General features: G+C 20.8%; 12 protein-coding genes and 1 pseudogene. 4 read left to right on the plus strand and 9 right to left on the minus strand.

The window, feature by feature from the left end:
- Positions 1-1,827: ankyrin repeat domain-containing protein (locus M0D11_RS00590; RefSeq protein ID WP_252319089.1), on the plus strand; the 1,827-nt coding region annotated here is incomplete at its 5' end.
- 19 nt (positions 1,828-1,846) lie between these two features.
- Entirely contained in the window at positions 1,847-3,574 is a 1,728-nt protein-coding gene (locus M0D11_RS00595; RefSeq protein ID WP_252319090.1) for a hypothetical protein, read from the plus strand.
- Positions 3,575-3,626: 52 nt separating this feature from the next.
- On the opposite strand, the pseudogene M0D11_RS00600 reads toward M0D11_RS00595, so the two are convergent.
- Positions 3,627-4,864 (minus strand): annotated as a pseudogene (locus M0D11_RS00600) (IS256 family transposase).
- Between the two features lie 105 nt (positions 4,865-4,969).
- Between M0D11_RS00600 and M0D11_RS00605 the strand changes: the two are divergent.
- On the plus strand, positions 4,970-5,242 hold the full coding sequence (locus M0D11_RS00605; RefSeq protein ID WP_252319091.1) for a hypothetical protein: 273 nt from the start codon (positions 4,970-4,972) through the stop codon (positions 5,240-5,242).
- Here the strand turns inward: M0D11_RS00605 and M0D11_RS07085 are convergent.
- The 7 genes from M0D11_RS07085 to M0D11_RS00640 all read right to left on the minus strand — a co-directional run bounded on the left by M0D11_RS07085 (position 5,239) and on the right by M0D11_RS00640 (position 12,683).
- Positions 5,239-6,468: a DNA methyltransferase gene (locus M0D11_RS07085; protein WP_252319092.1), complete on the minus strand. Its 1,230-nt coding sequence runs from the start codon at positions 6,466-6,468 to the stop codon at positions 5,239-5,241. The genes M0D11_RS00605 and M0D11_RS07085 overlap by 4 nt on opposite strands.
- Positions 6,469-6,499: 31 nt before the next feature.
- A complete protein-coding gene (locus M0D11_RS00615; protein WP_252319093.1) occupies positions 6,500-8,251 on the minus strand; it encodes a hypothetical protein in 1,752 nt (583 codons plus the stop codon).
- A 327-nt stretch (positions 8,252-8,578) separates the two neighbouring features.
- On the minus strand, positions 8,579-9,049 hold the full coding sequence (locus M0D11_RS00620; RefSeq protein WP_252319094.1) for a hypothetical protein: 471 nt from the start codon (positions 9,047-9,049) through the stop codon (positions 8,579-8,581).
- A 198-nt stretch (positions 9,050-9,247) separates the two neighbouring features.
- On the minus strand, positions 9,248-9,550 hold the full coding sequence (locus tag M0D11_RS00625) for a hypothetical protein (RefSeq protein WP_252319096.1): 303 nt from the start codon (positions 9,548-9,550) through the stop codon (positions 9,248-9,250).
- Positions 9,540-10,346, minus strand: coding sequence for a ParA family protein (locus M0D11_RS00630; RefSeq protein WP_252319103.1), 807 nt, complete (start codon positions 10,344-10,346; stop codon positions 9,540-9,542). The genes M0D11_RS00625 and M0D11_RS00630 overlap by 11 nt, the downstream gene beginning before the upstream one ends.
- Positions 10,347-10,652: 306 nt before the next feature.
- Positions 10,653-11,609, minus strand: a complete 957-nt coding sequence (locus tag M0D11_RS00635) for a replication initiation protein (RefSeq protein WP_252319104.1) — start codon at positions 11,607-11,609, stop codon at positions 10,653-10,655.
- A gap of 825 nt (positions 11,610-12,434) precedes the next feature.
- Positions 12,435-12,683 (minus strand): transposase, encoded by a 249-nt coding sequence (locus tag M0D11_RS00640; RefSeq protein ID WP_252319105.1) that lies wholly within the window; start codon positions 12,681-12,683, stop codon positions 12,435-12,437.
- Between the two features lie 235 nt (positions 12,684-12,918).
- Between M0D11_RS00640 and M0D11_RS07090 the strand changes: the two genes are divergently transcribed.
- Entirely contained in the window at positions 12,919-15,060 is a 2,142-nt protein-coding gene (locus tag M0D11_RS07090) for an ankyrin repeat domain-containing protein (protein ID WP_252319107.1), read from the plus strand.
- A gap of 162 nt (positions 15,061-15,222) precedes the next feature.
- Here the strand turns inward: M0D11_RS07090 and M0D11_RS00650 are convergent, their stop codons facing one another.
- Complete coding sequence (locus M0D11_RS00650) at positions 15,223-16,467, minus strand: ISNCY family transposase (RefSeq protein ID WP_252319108.1); 1,245 nt, start codon at positions 16,465-16,467, stop codon at positions 15,223-15,225.
- Positions 16,468-16,698 lie beyond the last annotated feature (231 nt).

The following is a 16,698-nucleotide window of genomic DNA, read 5'->3' on the forward strand; positions in this document are numbered from 1 at the left end:
ACTGAACGTAGAAAAGAATTAACAAAACGATTCCCTGAATTTATTAAAAAAACTAAAAATAAAAGTTATAACTTTTATTGAGAAAACAAAGAAGACAATATTGATAGTAAGGTTCTTGGTGAAATTATAGTAAAAGTAAATAAAAAAGAAATTGATGACTGAAAAAAAAATATAAGAATTCAATGTTCTCTATTAAACGAAGAATTAGAAAACAAGAAAAATCAATTGATAATAAAAAAAATTGAAGAAGAAATTAAAACTTTAACAATAGAAAAAGAAAATCTTAAAAAAGAAGAAAAATATCAAAATGCTTTATTAAAAGCGGAAGAAATTATTAGAAAACAAAAAGAAATAATTATTAGTACTAATAGATTAAAAGGAGGTGCTGATGAAATGAATTTAGATCAATTACATAGCAAATATAAAAAAGATTTAATAGATTCAATTTCTGATAATAATTTAGAAATAGTTAAAATTTTAGCTAATAGTGTCAATTTAAATCAATTAATTGAAAATGAAACTCCTTTACATTTAGCAATTGAAAAAGAAAATTTAGAAATAGTTAAAACTTTACTAGATAATGATGCTGATGTAAATATGCAAAATAAAGATAGTAAAACTCCTTTACATTTAGCAATTGAAAAAGAAAATTTAGAAATAGTTAAAGAATTATTAAATATTAAAGAAATCAATATAGAAAATATTGAAACTAATGAAATTAAAAATCAAGAAATTAAAGAAATAATTATTAGTACTAATAGATTAAGAGGAGGTGCTGATGAAATGAATTTAGATCAATTACATAGCAAATATAAAAAAGATTTAATAGATTCAATTTCTGATAATAATTTAGAAATAGTTAAAATTTTAGCTAATAGTGTCAATTTAAATCAATTAATTGAAAATGAAACTCCTTTACATTTAGCAATTGAAAAAGAAAATTTAGAAATAGTTAAAACTTTACTAGATAATGATGCTGATGTAAATATGCAAAATAAAGATAGTAAAACTCCTTTACATTTAGCAATTGAAAAAGAAAATTTAGAAATAGTTAAAGAATTATTAAATATTAAAGAAATCAATATAGAAAATATTGAAACTAATGAAATTAAAAATCAAGAAATTAAAAAAGTTATAAAAGAAACCCAAGAAAAACAAAAACAAGAAAAAGAAAATAAAAGTATAAAAATAAAGAAAGCAATTCCAAAAAATAAACCAAAAACAGATTTTATTCAAGAAAATATTAAAAAAGTAAGTCAAGTAGAAGCAAAAAATAAAGGAGCAATTCCAAAAGGAACAACAATAGAAAGAACTTATTGTAAACCTTTTGAAGAGACTCAAAAGAAAAAAGATGATGATTTTGATAAAGATGGTGCTAGTGGTTTTAGTCAATTACCAAATATTTCTACTACAGAAACTAAAAAATCTACTGCTCCTTCTACTCCAAAATCAAATAAGGGTGAAATTAAAAGTTCTAGTGGAAAATATCACTCTAAAAAAAATAGTAATGAAATAATAACTGATAAGCAATTACTATTTGAAAAAAATCATCAAGAAATTTTTAAAAAAATAAAAGAATTAAAACTTGAAAAACAAAATGAATTACAAAAATTACAAACAATTAATTCACAAAATTGAACACAAGTAAAAAATGAAATTTTTGAACAACCAAAACCAAAAATTGTTAAAATTAAAGAATTAGAAAAAGAAAAATGAGAAGATAATTTTGATTTTTTTTTACCAGATGTGCCAACTAATGAACTTAAAAAAACAACTATAAAACAAAAAAATAAATCAATAGAAGCACAATTGGCAATGAAATCTTAAAAATTAATTAGGTGAAAATATGGAAAATTATGAAATTGCAAAGAGATTATTAAAACTTAAAAAACCTTTAAAATTTAATGATTTAGAAAAGTATTATGAAAATACTATAAAAATAAAAGAAACAATTTTAGATTTAGAAAAATTAGAAAAAGAAAAAAAAGAATATCAAAAAATAAATTATTCTATTATTTATTCAAAAAAGGTAAATTTTAAAGAAAAAGAATTTGAATTAAGTAAAATTAAAAAATTTTATCTTAAAAATAAAAATGAAGAAATTAAAAAATATAATTTCTCAAATTTAATTTCAGATTTTAAGATAAATTGAAATGATTATTTAAAATTAACAGTTGATGAACAAAAAATTTTATTTTATAAAAAGATTGCAAAATATAAAGCTTATTTAGAATATAATTCAAATAATGTTCAACTTATCAAAAATGAGTTTTCAAATTGTTTTAAATATTTTAACAATATAAACGAAATAATTTTGAAAGAAAAAGAAAAATATCAAATTCAAGAATTTAAAAATTATGATGAATTAATAAAATTAATAATGTTGAAAAAAAATCACTTATTAATTTCTGACGAAGAAAATAAAAAATTAAAAAATTTTTTGGTTAAAACTAATTTTCAAAAATTTTATGATAAATATGATCGTGAATCTGAAATTAATTGAATCAAGAAACCAATTGAGTTTTTAAAAGAAGATTGAGAGATAGAAAAAATAAAAGATTATTTTATTTATGTTGGAACACAAAATTTTAAAGAAAAAGAAATTTTTTATTATGATATATCTAATAATAAAAGTTTAATAAAAGAGCAATTAAGTTTGGAATTTATTAAACTTTTTAAAATTGAACTTACAAATCAAGAAATTTTTTTAGATTTTATAGATTTAACAACTAAAGAAATTTTTAAAAAATGTGAAGTATTAGTTAATAATAAATCACATAATAGTCAAATAAGTAATGAAGAATTAAATTATTTATTAAAATATGGAATAGAGTTATTAAATGATGATAATTTTATAAATTATCAAAAATTAAAAAAGAAATTTCAAGAATATGATAAAAAAATTACTAAAAAAGTAATAAAAGATATCATCAAAAGAAAAAATATCACCGACTCAAATATAAATGATAAAGATTTAAATCGCATCATAAAAAATGAAAAATTATTAAAAATTAAATTAAGTAAATTATTATATGAAAAAGATAATCAAAATAATCAAAATAATCTTTTTGGTAATATTAAAGAAATTAATAAATATTTGATTTTGATTAAAGATCATATTGCTAATGAAAATAATGAAAAAATTAAAATCGTTGAAATTAGAGAAGATATTAATTTCAATAATCAAATTATAGAAAAAATATCTAAAATAGATACAATGTTAAATACAATCTATTTATTTGAAGAAAATAATTTTTTAAAAAAAGATGATTTTTTAAAAGAAACAAAAATTTGTTTTAAACTTTTAAATGAAAAAATTATCGATAAATTAAAATTAAATAATGATTTTTTATTAAAAAATATTGATAATTACAAAAGAAAAAAATCAAAAAATGATTCATTAATTCAATCTAATGACCATATTTTAAATAAATTTGATCTAGGTAATCTTAAAAATGAAGAAATTAAAATAATAAATAATCTTGAATTAATAGAAGAAAAAATAATAAATAAAAAATATGAACATATGAGATCTTCAAGTAATTTATGTGACTTAATCTTGCAAAAGTACTAGTTGCAAATTTTGAGGCTTTTTAATAATCTGTGTATCTTTGTTTTGCAAAGTACTAGTTCAGATTAATTCTGTCTTCAAATTTTATCATAAAATGAGCAATTGCTGTATTTCAATTTTGAATGGGCATTGTTCATTTTTTTGTTATATTTTCAATTGCTAAGTAAAATATTTTGAAAACTGCCATATCATTTGGAAAAACTTTTTTATTTCTGATGACTTTTCGTAATTGACTATTAACAGATTCAATAGAATTTGTAGTATAAATCACTCTTTTGATTTCTGGATGATAACTAATAAAAATCATTAAATTATCTCAATTTTTATATCAAGATTTAGCAATTTGAGGATAGTGTTTATTTCATTTACTTTCAAATGATTCTAAAGCTTGCATTGCTTGTTCTTCACTACATGCATTATAAATTGGTTTTAAATCTGTAACTAGTGATTTTCGATGTTTGTATGAAACATATTTTAAACTATTTCTGATTTGATGAACTATACATAATTGATGTTCAGTTTTAGGATAAACTGATTGTATTGCTTCTGACATGCCTGTTAAGTTGTCACTACAAGCAATAAGAATATCATTTAAGCCACGATTTTTCATTTCTGTGAAATTTGCTAATCAAAATTTAGCGCCTTCATTTTCACTAATTCATAAACCTAAAACATCTTTTTACCTTCTAAATCAACACCTAAAAGCATATAAACTGATTTGTTAATAATGCGTTTATCTTGTCGTACTTTAACTACTATACAATCAAAATAAACAATGGGATAAATGCCTTCTAATGGTCTATTTTGTCATGCTTTGACATCATCAATCACATCATCAGTAATTTGACTAATAACACTTTCACTAATATCAGCACCATGATATAATTCTTGTAACTGCATTCTAATATCTGATAATGTCATACCTTTTGCATATAAGGAAAGAACTTGTTGATCAAAACCATCAAATCTTCTCTGTCTTTTTGGCACTATTACAGGAGTAAAATTACTATTACGATCTCGTGGTACATCAATCTCAATTTTACCTTGTTGAGTTATTAATTTTTTTGAACTTATACCATTACGAGCATTGTCACTATTACTATGTTGATTTTTTTCATATCCTAAATAATTTTGCATCTCAGAATTCAACATTTTTTCAACTAAACGTTTTGTTAATTCTTTATATAAACCCCCTTCTTTAAAAACTGTTGTTAAATCTTCAGTATTTTCTAATAATAAATCTACTGCTTTTGATATTGGATCATTATTATTAAAGTTATCTTTTTTAGCCATCTGTAACTCACTCTTTCTAGTCATTTAATTATATTTACTAGAATTAATTAAACATAGTTATTTTTGTAAGTTACACAGATTACTAAACATTACCAAACATTTAAATTGATTGAAAATAATAATACTAATAAATCCATCAATGATGAGTTATCAGAAAACGAAATATTTTATGATGCTCTAGATGATTTAAATAATATTTCTAGAAATGAAATATCACAAACTCAATCAATAATCCAAAAACAAGTAGAAGAAATTCAACAACTTAAAAAACAAATTCAAGAATTAAAAACACCAAAACACAGTGCTATTAATTTAACAAAATATTCATATAATGACATAACAATTTATGATGAAAAACAAAGATACACAGATTATTAAAAAGCCTCTTTAACTTTGAAAACATATATTTTATCTAATCTAGTTGCACGTCCAGATTTTGTTCCTAAAGAACTTGTAGCTTTCCTTTTCTGGTCTATTCTATCTGTATAAACTTCAGTTAAAACTAAAGGAACCTTATATTTTAATCGTTCTCACATGCTTTCAAAGTATTCAGAATTATATTTAATTCTTTTATTATTAGCATCTCCAATAACAAGAATTATTGATGTTTCACTATTAGATATTTTACTGATTTCTAACAAATATTTTTCCATAAATAATTCATAATTATTAAAATTATGCCTATCATCTAGACCAATTTTCTTATTTTCCTCATCATTATTAAAGCCTAACATTCACATCTTAATTCAATTTTGTTTAGTGTAATTAATTAAATTTAAATAAGGTGGCGAAGTAAATATTAATTTTGGTGTAATAGTAAAATATCTACTAATCTCTAAAGCATTACCAATTTTTATTTCAGCATCATTATTAGAAAATTTTGATTTTTTCAGAATATGTATTGTTCTATTACAGATTTTATCAAAAATATTATGTTCTGGTTTTTTAAGATTATGTTCTAATGCATAATTTTTAACATAATTAGGAGCCATGGATGTATGATTACTCATCCCTAATGAAAAATAAATTGTTTCTCCATTTTTACGCATTGGGCCATGCATTAATCCTAAAGTTATAGCTAAAATAAAGTTATCTAAAGGCAATAAAAATTGATAATTTAATCCTAAATTTTCCTTAATAAAAGAAAGTTGCTTTAAATTCTTATCACTATAATATATTTTTAAATTAGGATCAATATGTTTCAGAAAATTTTTCTTTGATTTTTTATATTTTTCTTCTCAATATCTTATTCGATACAATACATCTTCTAATTTAAAACTTTTTGATTTAGCTTTTGAAAGTACATATGCAAAAGGATTTAAATCTATACCATAAGTTTTTCTTTCTAATAATCTAGATTCTAAAATAGTCGTTCCTCGTCCAGAAAATGTATCTAACACTATATCATTTTTATTTGAATATTGTTTTATAAAATGATTAGCTAAACTTGGCGAAAACATAGCCACATATGAACAAATTCTATGCACAGAATCTCCTCATAATCTATTATATTTTTTTCAAGTAATTTCTTTAGGCAAAAAATAAGTCATATTTTTAACTAAATTTTCATACTTAATTATTTCTATATTTAAATTTGTTTCCATTTATTTTTTACCTCCATTCATATAAGTAATTTTATTGTTTTTCTCAAATTTTTGATACTTTTATAAATTCCTTAACTGTGCTAAACATAATATTTAAACTATCAATTAAATTTTTATTATTATAATTTTCAAATCCATAATATGGTTTATGTGACAAGTTATTTAACAAAGTAAAGTTAATTAAAATTTCCTTATCATGTTTTTTAAAATTCAAAATTTGTAGTATAAACGTTTCAAAATGATTAATATCTATATTTAATTCTTTTAAACGATTTCCATATTCTACTGCTAAAAATGATATTAAAAAATCACTAATTTCTGTAACACCATTAGAATTTACTATATTAGATATGACACCTGTAACACCATTAACATCATGAATTTTTGAGTTTTTATAATCATTAATAATAATTTTCAACTTCATTAAAGAACCATTATCAAGATTAAATTTTTCACTAAAAGCATCAATATCTTTAATTCTATAAACCATTTCTAATATAAATAAATCTATTATATTTCTAATAGTATTTGCAACATTAGTAAAAGGGTATTCATCTTCATCAAATACTTTTAAATTTGATAAAGTTTTTAAATCATTTCTAATTGTATATTTTATTGATTTAATAAATTTACTATCATAGTCTTTATCAAGAAACTCATTGACATTAATATCTTCAGATTTTAAATTGATTAGTGATTGTAATTTTATTTTTTCAAAATCTTTAATTGTTTTGTTTTTTTCTTTGTCTAAAAGTTCATTATATACAAAATTTAAACTTTTTTTATTTGATAAAGTATAGCCAATCACATCACCCAATTTATCGTAAATTTCTTCTTTAATTTCACGAGTTGTAATTTTTTTATTTAAAGAATTTTCAACTAAAAATTCAATAATTTTATTTAATTGATTTGGTTGTATTTTATTATCATATAATATATTAATTTTGTCATCATCAATTTGAATTCCTAAAATATCTCGTATGGTTTTCTCTCTTCCATTAATAATTAATTTTTGGCTAAGGACTAATTCATAACCCGAAACTTCTATTAATTTTAAATCAATAGGGGTGTCTTTATGAAATTCATTATAAATATCAAATGATTTTATTATTCAAATAGCACTTTTAACATCTCTTTTTATTATGCCTAATTTTTTACCAAAAAGTTTTGATAACTCAATAAGGGCTTGCTCTTTATCAAAATTAGTTAAAAATTTTTTATAAAGCTTTAATAAATCATCAAAATACTTAGCACGTGATCAATCTCGTTTACCTACTTGTTCTCCAATGTGTTTTGAATAAATTGTTTTTCATATTAATTCTTTACTATCATTACTAACATCTAAAAATCAATCTTTTTGAATATTTATATTATTTGCTTTTTTAACACTTTCAACTATTGCATTTTTATTATTTTCTCATTCTTTAAATTTAGTATTACTATAATAAGGTTTAACATCACAAATATCACTAAAATTAATTTTTTTATTAATTAATTTAACAGCTAATAGACGGCGATTTCCTTCTAAAATATAATAATTTTTATTTTTTATATCTGAATGAATTAAAATTTTATCATTTAAATATAAAAAACTATTTGAAATAATTGCATTAATTAATTCTAATAAATCTTCCAAATTTCCTTCATATTTAATTAATTCTTTTGCTATATCAATTTCAGAATAATTTTCAAAATTTAAATTTTGAAAATTTATGTCTTCAAAATTTGTATATCTAGGATTTATTGGCAATAATTTTACAGGTAAACCTTTAAACTCAATCATTTAAAACCTCATATAATTTACTTAATTAAAAATTTATTTATTCTTTTTTTTAAAATATACTTTTTTAACTTTTCTTTATTTTCATAATTTTCTTTTGAAAAATCATCTCAATTATTATATTTTTGAATTTTTTTTGTTTTTACAAAATAAACTTTTTATTTTTTTAAACATTTTCTCTTTAATCCTTTCTATGATTATTTTTATATGATTATGATAACTAATATATTAATAAGTAATATTAATTTTACAATATTTCTACAATTAATTTTTAATATTCTTTACATAAAAATTAACTTCGCCATATAAAAATATTTAACAAATAGGATTTTATCCACAATTACGATTTTTTGATTTAGAATTTTTCAATAAATCAATCTCATTTTTAAGTTGTTGATTTTCTTGTTGTAAATTTTTTATATTATTAAAACTAATTTCATAATCAAGATTTTCTTTAAATTCCATTTCAGTAATTTTTATAAATAAGTTACTTTTTTTATCTAATTGAATCGGTTTATTAAAGTTATCTCTTCAAATACGATTAATTCATTCAAGTGATATAGTTCTGTAATATATTGGTCTTATGTACTGAATTTGATTATTAATTTTAATTTTAAAATAATCATGGTTACTGGGTTCTGTAGTCATCAATTGTACTTTTACATGACTTGGATAGGATTTAATAACAATGGCTGGACGATACTTTTGCTTACCAGTTTCTTTATCAATATCATTAGGAATTTGAACTTTAATACCTATTCCTTTTCTTAACTTTTTTCAATCTCAATTTTTATTTTCCATAATTTCACCATTATTTCATTGATATTGACATAATTATTACTTTATGATATTATTAATGCTGTAAAGAGGGAGTTAGCCCTCCAATTCTCAACCTTAGCTGTTGAGCTTTTTATTTATTTTTTAAGATAAAATATATTATTATGTATAAATTTATGTATATTAATAAATTATGTAATTAATTATGTATTTTTTGTAAAATTAGTCATTATTATTAGTGATTAGCTGTTTATAAATATTTTCAACAGCTTCTCTATAAATTTTACTTCTATTAATTTTATAATTTAATTCTTCTAATTTCTTTAACATTGTTTCTACTTTTTCAGAAGAAATAATATTCAATCTAACTAATTTTTGTTTTTTTTCTAAATTAATAATTTTATTATCTGGTTTTTTAATATTTGATTTTTTCATTATTTTAACAGCAATATTTGGTTCATTAGGTTTAGAACCTTTTAAATTCTCATCATCAAAACCAAAATTTAATAAATCTTTATTCCTCATTAGTTAAAACTCCTTCCGTTGGTTTTATATTAAATACTCTTCTTTGAATTAATTCATTAGTCAAGTTAACAAATGGATTTTTTTCCGTTATATTTATGTTATTTAACATTGTTGATTTATCTATATTCGCTGTAAAAGGTATTCAATTTTTACATAATAAATTTTCATATTTTTCATATAAATGATTTTTGCTGTTCTGTCTTGCCATTGATTTATTAACTTTATTTAAAATTATTGTATTTAAATTATTTTTAATTTCTAAATTATCACATATTTCTGTTCAAATATCTTTAACTCTTATAGTTCCACTAATTGAAAATCTATGTGGTTCAGTAACAAGTACAATATCATCTGCTGTAACTAATGCAGAAATATTAATGTCATTTAAACTAGGATTTGTGTCAATTAAAATATAATCAAATTTTTTCATTAAATAATTCATACATTTTTTTATATTTTTTTTAAGTACAAATTCTCTTCCACTAGTGGTAGAAAGATATCTATTAATATCATCTAGTTTACTATTAGTAGGAATTAAACTTATATTTTTTTCATTACTTATCTCAATTGTACTTATTAAATTGTCTTCATTAGTTTTACTTGCGGTTTTAAATCATTGCTCAGAACCAATATTATTATTTTTATTTTTTCTAAATACGCTTGTTAAATTAGCTTGTGGATCTAAATCAATAAGTAAAACACTAAAATTACTTTGTGAAAGAATTCTTGCAAAACCAGTTATTAAGGTAGTTTTACCAACACCACCTTTAAAATTACATACAGTAATAATTTTCATAGTTAACTCCTTTCTTTTAATATTTATATTTTAACATTTTTAAAATATTATGTATAAATTTATGTAATAAGATTTAATATACATAAATTTTTATGTATATTAAAGAAAATTATGTATTTAATTATGTTTTTATAATTAAAAATTTAAAATTTATAAATATATTTAATAACGAAATATATGATACTGAAAATATAATCGTTGTGATAAAAAAAATTATTTTATAAATTTATGTAATAAATATTAATATACATAAATTTTTATGTATATTAATATAATTGTGTAATTAATTATGTATTATATTTTTCATTAATCACTATCAATACTACCTAAAATATCTTGTAGTTGTTCATCACTTAAAATGGGTCTTTCAATTATTTGATTTTTTTGTTTTTTAAAAATGCTTGCTGTTAGCTTTGATTTATTTGCATACTCCTTATTTTCTTTTTTAGTTGGTACTTTTTCAAGTTCAGGATTTTGAGCATTAAATTTTTCTAAATCCAAATGAGTATTTAAAATTATTTTGCTATATTTTCTACCAACTTTTATCAATTCATAAGTAAAAATAATATCAGTTTTTTGTAAATCTTTTTTCACCGGTTCCAAAATATTCTTTTTAAGTTTTGAAATATACTTAAAATAACTGCTGTTTAAACTTAAATTTAAAATCTTTGCTAATTTTTCAAAATTTCATTCATGATTAAAATTTGGAATTTTTTGAGTTTTAGCATTCATATACAAATAACTTCGCAAATACTCATATAAACGTAACGAATATTTACTTGTAACAGCTTTTGTATAAGGCAAATAAACATTTGTATAATCAGATTTTAAATTTAAATAATGTTCTGCTATTAAAGTTTGATGAACTTCTAAGTAAATTTTTCCTTGATCATTTCCACCTCTTAAAAATAAATTTACAAATTCAAATCTATCTTTTGTTTCATCAAATAAAAAAAATTGCATTTGCGTTAAAATTTGAATCTCTTTTTGAATTACCGTCATTTCTTTATTTTTATGAATAACTTTATCATAAAGTTGTTTTTCAGCAATACCATAATATTTACAAAAATCAGTAATTCAACATTCCAAATACTTATGTTTTTCTTGTTTATTTCAATCAAGTTTTCCAATTGAACTTAAAATAGCAAAATTAAATAATCTTTGTGTCATAATCCCAGCACATTCATTTGTCACTGCACGAACTATCACATTCGACTTTTTAATAAATTTATTATTTTCCCGATTTAATAAATTTTTTGTCATAAATTAACCTCTTTACCTTAATTTTCCAAATTATAAAATAATTATAACATATTAATACCGGTATATGGTCAAATTCATACCGGTATATGGTCAAATTCATACCGGTATATGGTCAAATTCATACCGGTATATGGTCAAATTCATACCGGTATATGGTCAAATTCATACCGGTATATGGTCAAATTAATGTATTTTTTTCTTATTGCATAAGGATAATTTGATACTCTATAATATATAATAATTATTAATAATATATAATAATTATTATAATAAATTTAAAATCGTGTTGAATTTACCTATTATTAATACAAAAAGTTAATAAACATCATATAAAACAAAAAATATTGAAGTATTTTTAAAAATTTTAATTTGACCATATACCGGTATGAATTTGTTTTGATAATTCACAATTTTTTTATTTATAATTCAAAAATCTAATAATTTATTGTACAATTATCTAGTTACTGGTGTGGTCGTAGTGGGCTGACATCAGTAACGATTTTTTTAATTTTAATCTTATTTTATTGTCAATATCGAGTGAAAATTTCCCAAAAATATTTATCAAAAAAAATAAAAAAATATTTTGGAAAATTAAACTATTAAATAAACATAAATATAAATTCCAAATACTCCCCCTAAAATTTAGTTTCTTATTTTATACAGGAACTTTTTTTATTTTTTTAAAAAAAGATTGTTTAATTTATAAAATTTGTTAAAAAATAAGCATAAACTATATATTTTATGGCTTTTCTCCCTTTATGTACTATTTAAATTTTATCACATAAACGCTGAGAAAAGCCTATCTACGGACTTCTCCCCACAGTTTTAAATCAAACATAACATTACACTTTCAAAACTAGGTATGTTATTGAATTTATATGCTGATTCTTTTGCATATAAATGAACATGATGTTTTGCAACTTTGATATGTGTTTTAAATGTTCTTCGTATATGTTTTCATACTGATTCAATTTGGTTGGTATTTACACCAGTTTTTGAAACATAGCCATCTTGATGGTTAACTGTTTCATGCTTAGTGAAAACCGATTTCAAATCGCGATATCCTTTTCACAAATCAGTATGTTGTCAATATCGAGTAAAAATTTCCCAAAAATATTTACAAAAAAAATAAATTATTTTAGAAAGTTACAATTTTAAATATAAACACAAATTTCAAATAACCCTAAAACTTTAGTTCCAAATTTTTATTTGTGAACTTTTTTTATTTTTTAAAAAAAGATTGATTAATTTATAAAATTTGTTAAAAGATAAGCATAAACTAAATATTTTAAGATAGGAAAAATAAAAAATGTTAATTAAAAATATTGAAAATCAAAAATTATTGTTTGATTCTAAATTTATTGAAGTAAAAATAGAGAATGGTTTTATCTATGTTGAAGAACCTTGATGTAATAATCAAGGTGTTGCTATTTTACCCTATGTTTTAAAAGATAATGAATATTATTATTTGCAAATTCAGAAAGAAAAAAACCCAGCTCATGAAATAGTATCTAAAATTAGTCAGAATAGTACTATTACCGGTGGAGTTGAGAGTTTGGACTATTATACAACTGTTGTAAAAGAAATGTGAGAAGAAACTGGTATTGATATTAGTGGAAATAATGTAGTAATTAATAGATTTAATCATTCTTTTGCAAATAAATCAAGTAACAAAAAATGATTTTTGTATGCCATTGATTTGACTAATTTAAATTTAGATATCAATAAAATTTATTATGGAAAAGGTGGAGATGGAACTGAATTTGAAAAAGGAATTCATGCTAAATTTGTTACTAACGAATCATTAATAAGTTCTAATGATTTACTATCTACTGCTATTAAAGGAAAATTAGCAATTAAAAAAGAAATTAATGATTTTCATTTCAATATTTTTAAAAATAAAATTCAAAATATAACAAATATAGATTGAAATGTAGAACAAAAACTAAAAAATTTTTTCGACTATAAAAATCTCAATCCTATCACTAAAAAAGATGAAAAAGATAAAGAATATAATGATAATGAACCTTTAGGTTTCCTTCTACACTATGCAGTAGATAATGGTTATTTTGAAATAGCTGAATTTTTAATTCAACGTGGTGCTGATGTAAATTTAAAAGATATAAATGGATGTACCCCTTTACAAATTGCTGTAGCAAATCCTGATAATGATGTCAAAATGATTAAATTATTACTTGAAAATGGTGCTGATGTGAATGTACAAAATAAAAATGGTTCTACAGTTTTAGATTATGCATTTAAAAATAATCGAATTGAAATTATTAAGGAAATATTAAAAGATTATAATCTTAATGATTATAATAAAAACAAATATATTAACATACTTTTAATTTATTTTTTAAAATATAATGATATTAAATCATTTGATTGACTAAATAAAAATTTTAATATTGATTATGATATTGAAGATAATGAAAGTTTTACCCCTTTACATTATGCGGTAAAAAATAATAATTTAGATATTATTAAATTTTTAATTGAAAAAAATGTTGATATAAATGCACAAAATGATTTTTGTTTTACCCCTTTACATTATGCGGTAAAAAATAATAATTTAGATATTATTAAATTTTTAATTGAAAAAAATGTTGATATAAATGCACAAAATGATTTTTGTTTTACCCCTTTACATTATGCAGTAGATAGGGGTTATTTTGAAATAGCTGAATTTTTACTTAAAAATGGTGCTGATGTAAATTTAAAAGATATAAATGGATGTACCCCTTTACAAATTGCTGTAGCAAATCCTGATAATGATGTCAAAATGATTAAATTATTACTTGACAATAATTCTGATATAAATGCACAAGATGAAGAAGGATTGACTATCTTACATTATGCAGTAGATAACGGAGATCTTGAAATGGTTAAATTTTTAATTGATTATAATTTTAATTTAAATGATGATATTTTATTAGTTGATGAATTGTTTAAAGTGTTAATTAAGAGATTTAAAAATGGTGCTAATGTTAATATTAAAAATATATATGGTGATACTCCTTTACATTATGCAGTAGATAATGGTTATTTTGAAATAGCTGAATTTTTACTTAAAAATGGTGCTAATATAAATGCACAAGATAATGAAGGATTTACTCCTTTATATTCTGCAATAGATAATAATGATTTTAAAATAGTTGAATTATTAATTAAAAATTATGTTAATGTACAAATTCAATTTAATAATGGTAATACTGCTTTAAATTATGCAAAAGAAAATAACAATCTACAAATTATTAATTTATTATACAAAAAATATAAGTTACCAACATTAAATAATAATAAGAGAAAATCTGTTAAAAATCAATTAACTAATTTTAAAAAAACAAAATTATCTGAATTCATATTTGATAAACAAGAAATAAATTCAACAGATTTACAAGTTCAATCTTCAACAAGCGGATATAAACCAAGCTTGCCACAAATTTAAAAACGAGATATTACAATTGTAATATCTTTATATATTTAAAATTAATTTTAAGACACCAAATTTGCTCATATACAAATGATTTAAAAATTTATATGATTTAGTATTCAAAAAATAAAATCTCTTATAGAATTCTATTTTTTGCCTAATTTTAATTATGTATTATTAATAACCATATCTTCAAGGATGGTCTTTATTTGGTATATAAACTTTTTTAGTTTTTATCAAATCTTCTTTGATAATTGGCTTTAGTGGTATTTCTTTTAGTTGATATATTTGATTATTATAACTAAGATATAACTCATTAATAAACGATTTAAGTACAATTACGTCAGTTCTGGGTTGTATATATTGAACTTTATTATTTTTATAAGAAAAATACTTTTTACCATAGTATGTTATAGTTGAACCACTATCTGTTTTTCTTTTAGAAAATCTTGAAAGATAAATATTTATTTCTTCTTGTATAGGAGCTTTAATCATAGCAGATTTATTATCATCAATAGGAAAACCGAATTGTTTATTAAAAATACTTATGTATATTTTAAGAAATTGATTAGCTTCTTTTAAATTTTTAATTTTATTAAGTCTAAGTTCACTAATTAATCGACTTTGAAGCGTTCCAAATAAGCGTTCGATTCTACCTTTAGCTTGTGGAATTGAAGTTCTAATTATTTCAACACCTAAATCATTACAGCACTTTTGAAATTGAGTATAAGTATCATTTTCTGTATTTATATTTCCTGCATCAATTTTTTTCTTATATCCAAAAACTGTTCTGTTATCAGTATAAAATGTTTTTGGTATGCCATATTTAGTTAAAATTTGATAAAAAACATTATAATAACCATCTAATGTTTCTTGATGATCAAATCATAGTCCAACAATATTTCCTGTAGCATCATCAATTGCAGCATGTAAAAATGCTTTTGGTTTATCATTACCAAATCAATGATGATTACTTGCATCCATTTGAATTAATTCACCAAAATTTGTTCTACGATTTCTAGTTGGATGTAAGTTATTTTTTTTATTTTTATGTCTTTTTGGTGAAATAATTTTTTCTTTGATTAATATAGTATAAAGTGTGCTATATGAAATTTTAATTTTTTCTTCACTAATTATTTTTTCATGAAAATGTTGAAAATTAAAATTATAATATTTTGTTTTATATAAGTTTATAATTTTATTTTTGATTTCAATTTTTGTTACTTTATTAGAAATTTTATTTCTAGATTTATGAATAAAACCAACTTTACCTTCTCTATTGAAAATTTTAATTAATTGGTTAATTCTTCTAATAGTTAGGTTAAGTTTATTCTTGGCCTGATGTTTAGATAATTTATTAATAATAATGTCATTTATAATTTTATATTTATATTTTTCTTTCATAGTCATGCTTCTTTCCATATTTATCACCAAGTATATTTAACCTCACTTTTTGGGAAATTTTCACTCGATAACTAATAGGAAATTATCACTAAATAATGACATTAATCTTATTTTATTTGCAATATAAAATAAATGTGATAAAGTTAAAACATAAGAATTGAATATGACATTAGGTACAGCCCACTAAATTATGACCTATCTATATAGATATATTTTTTATCTTCTTTTTAAGGAAATTTAAAAATAAAC

The sequence above is a fragment of the Spiroplasma endosymbiont of Lariophagus distinguendus genome (genome assembly GCF_023846195.1).
Lineage (GTDB): Bacteria > Bacillota_I > Bacilli_A > Mycoplasmatales > VBWQ01 > Spiroplasma_E.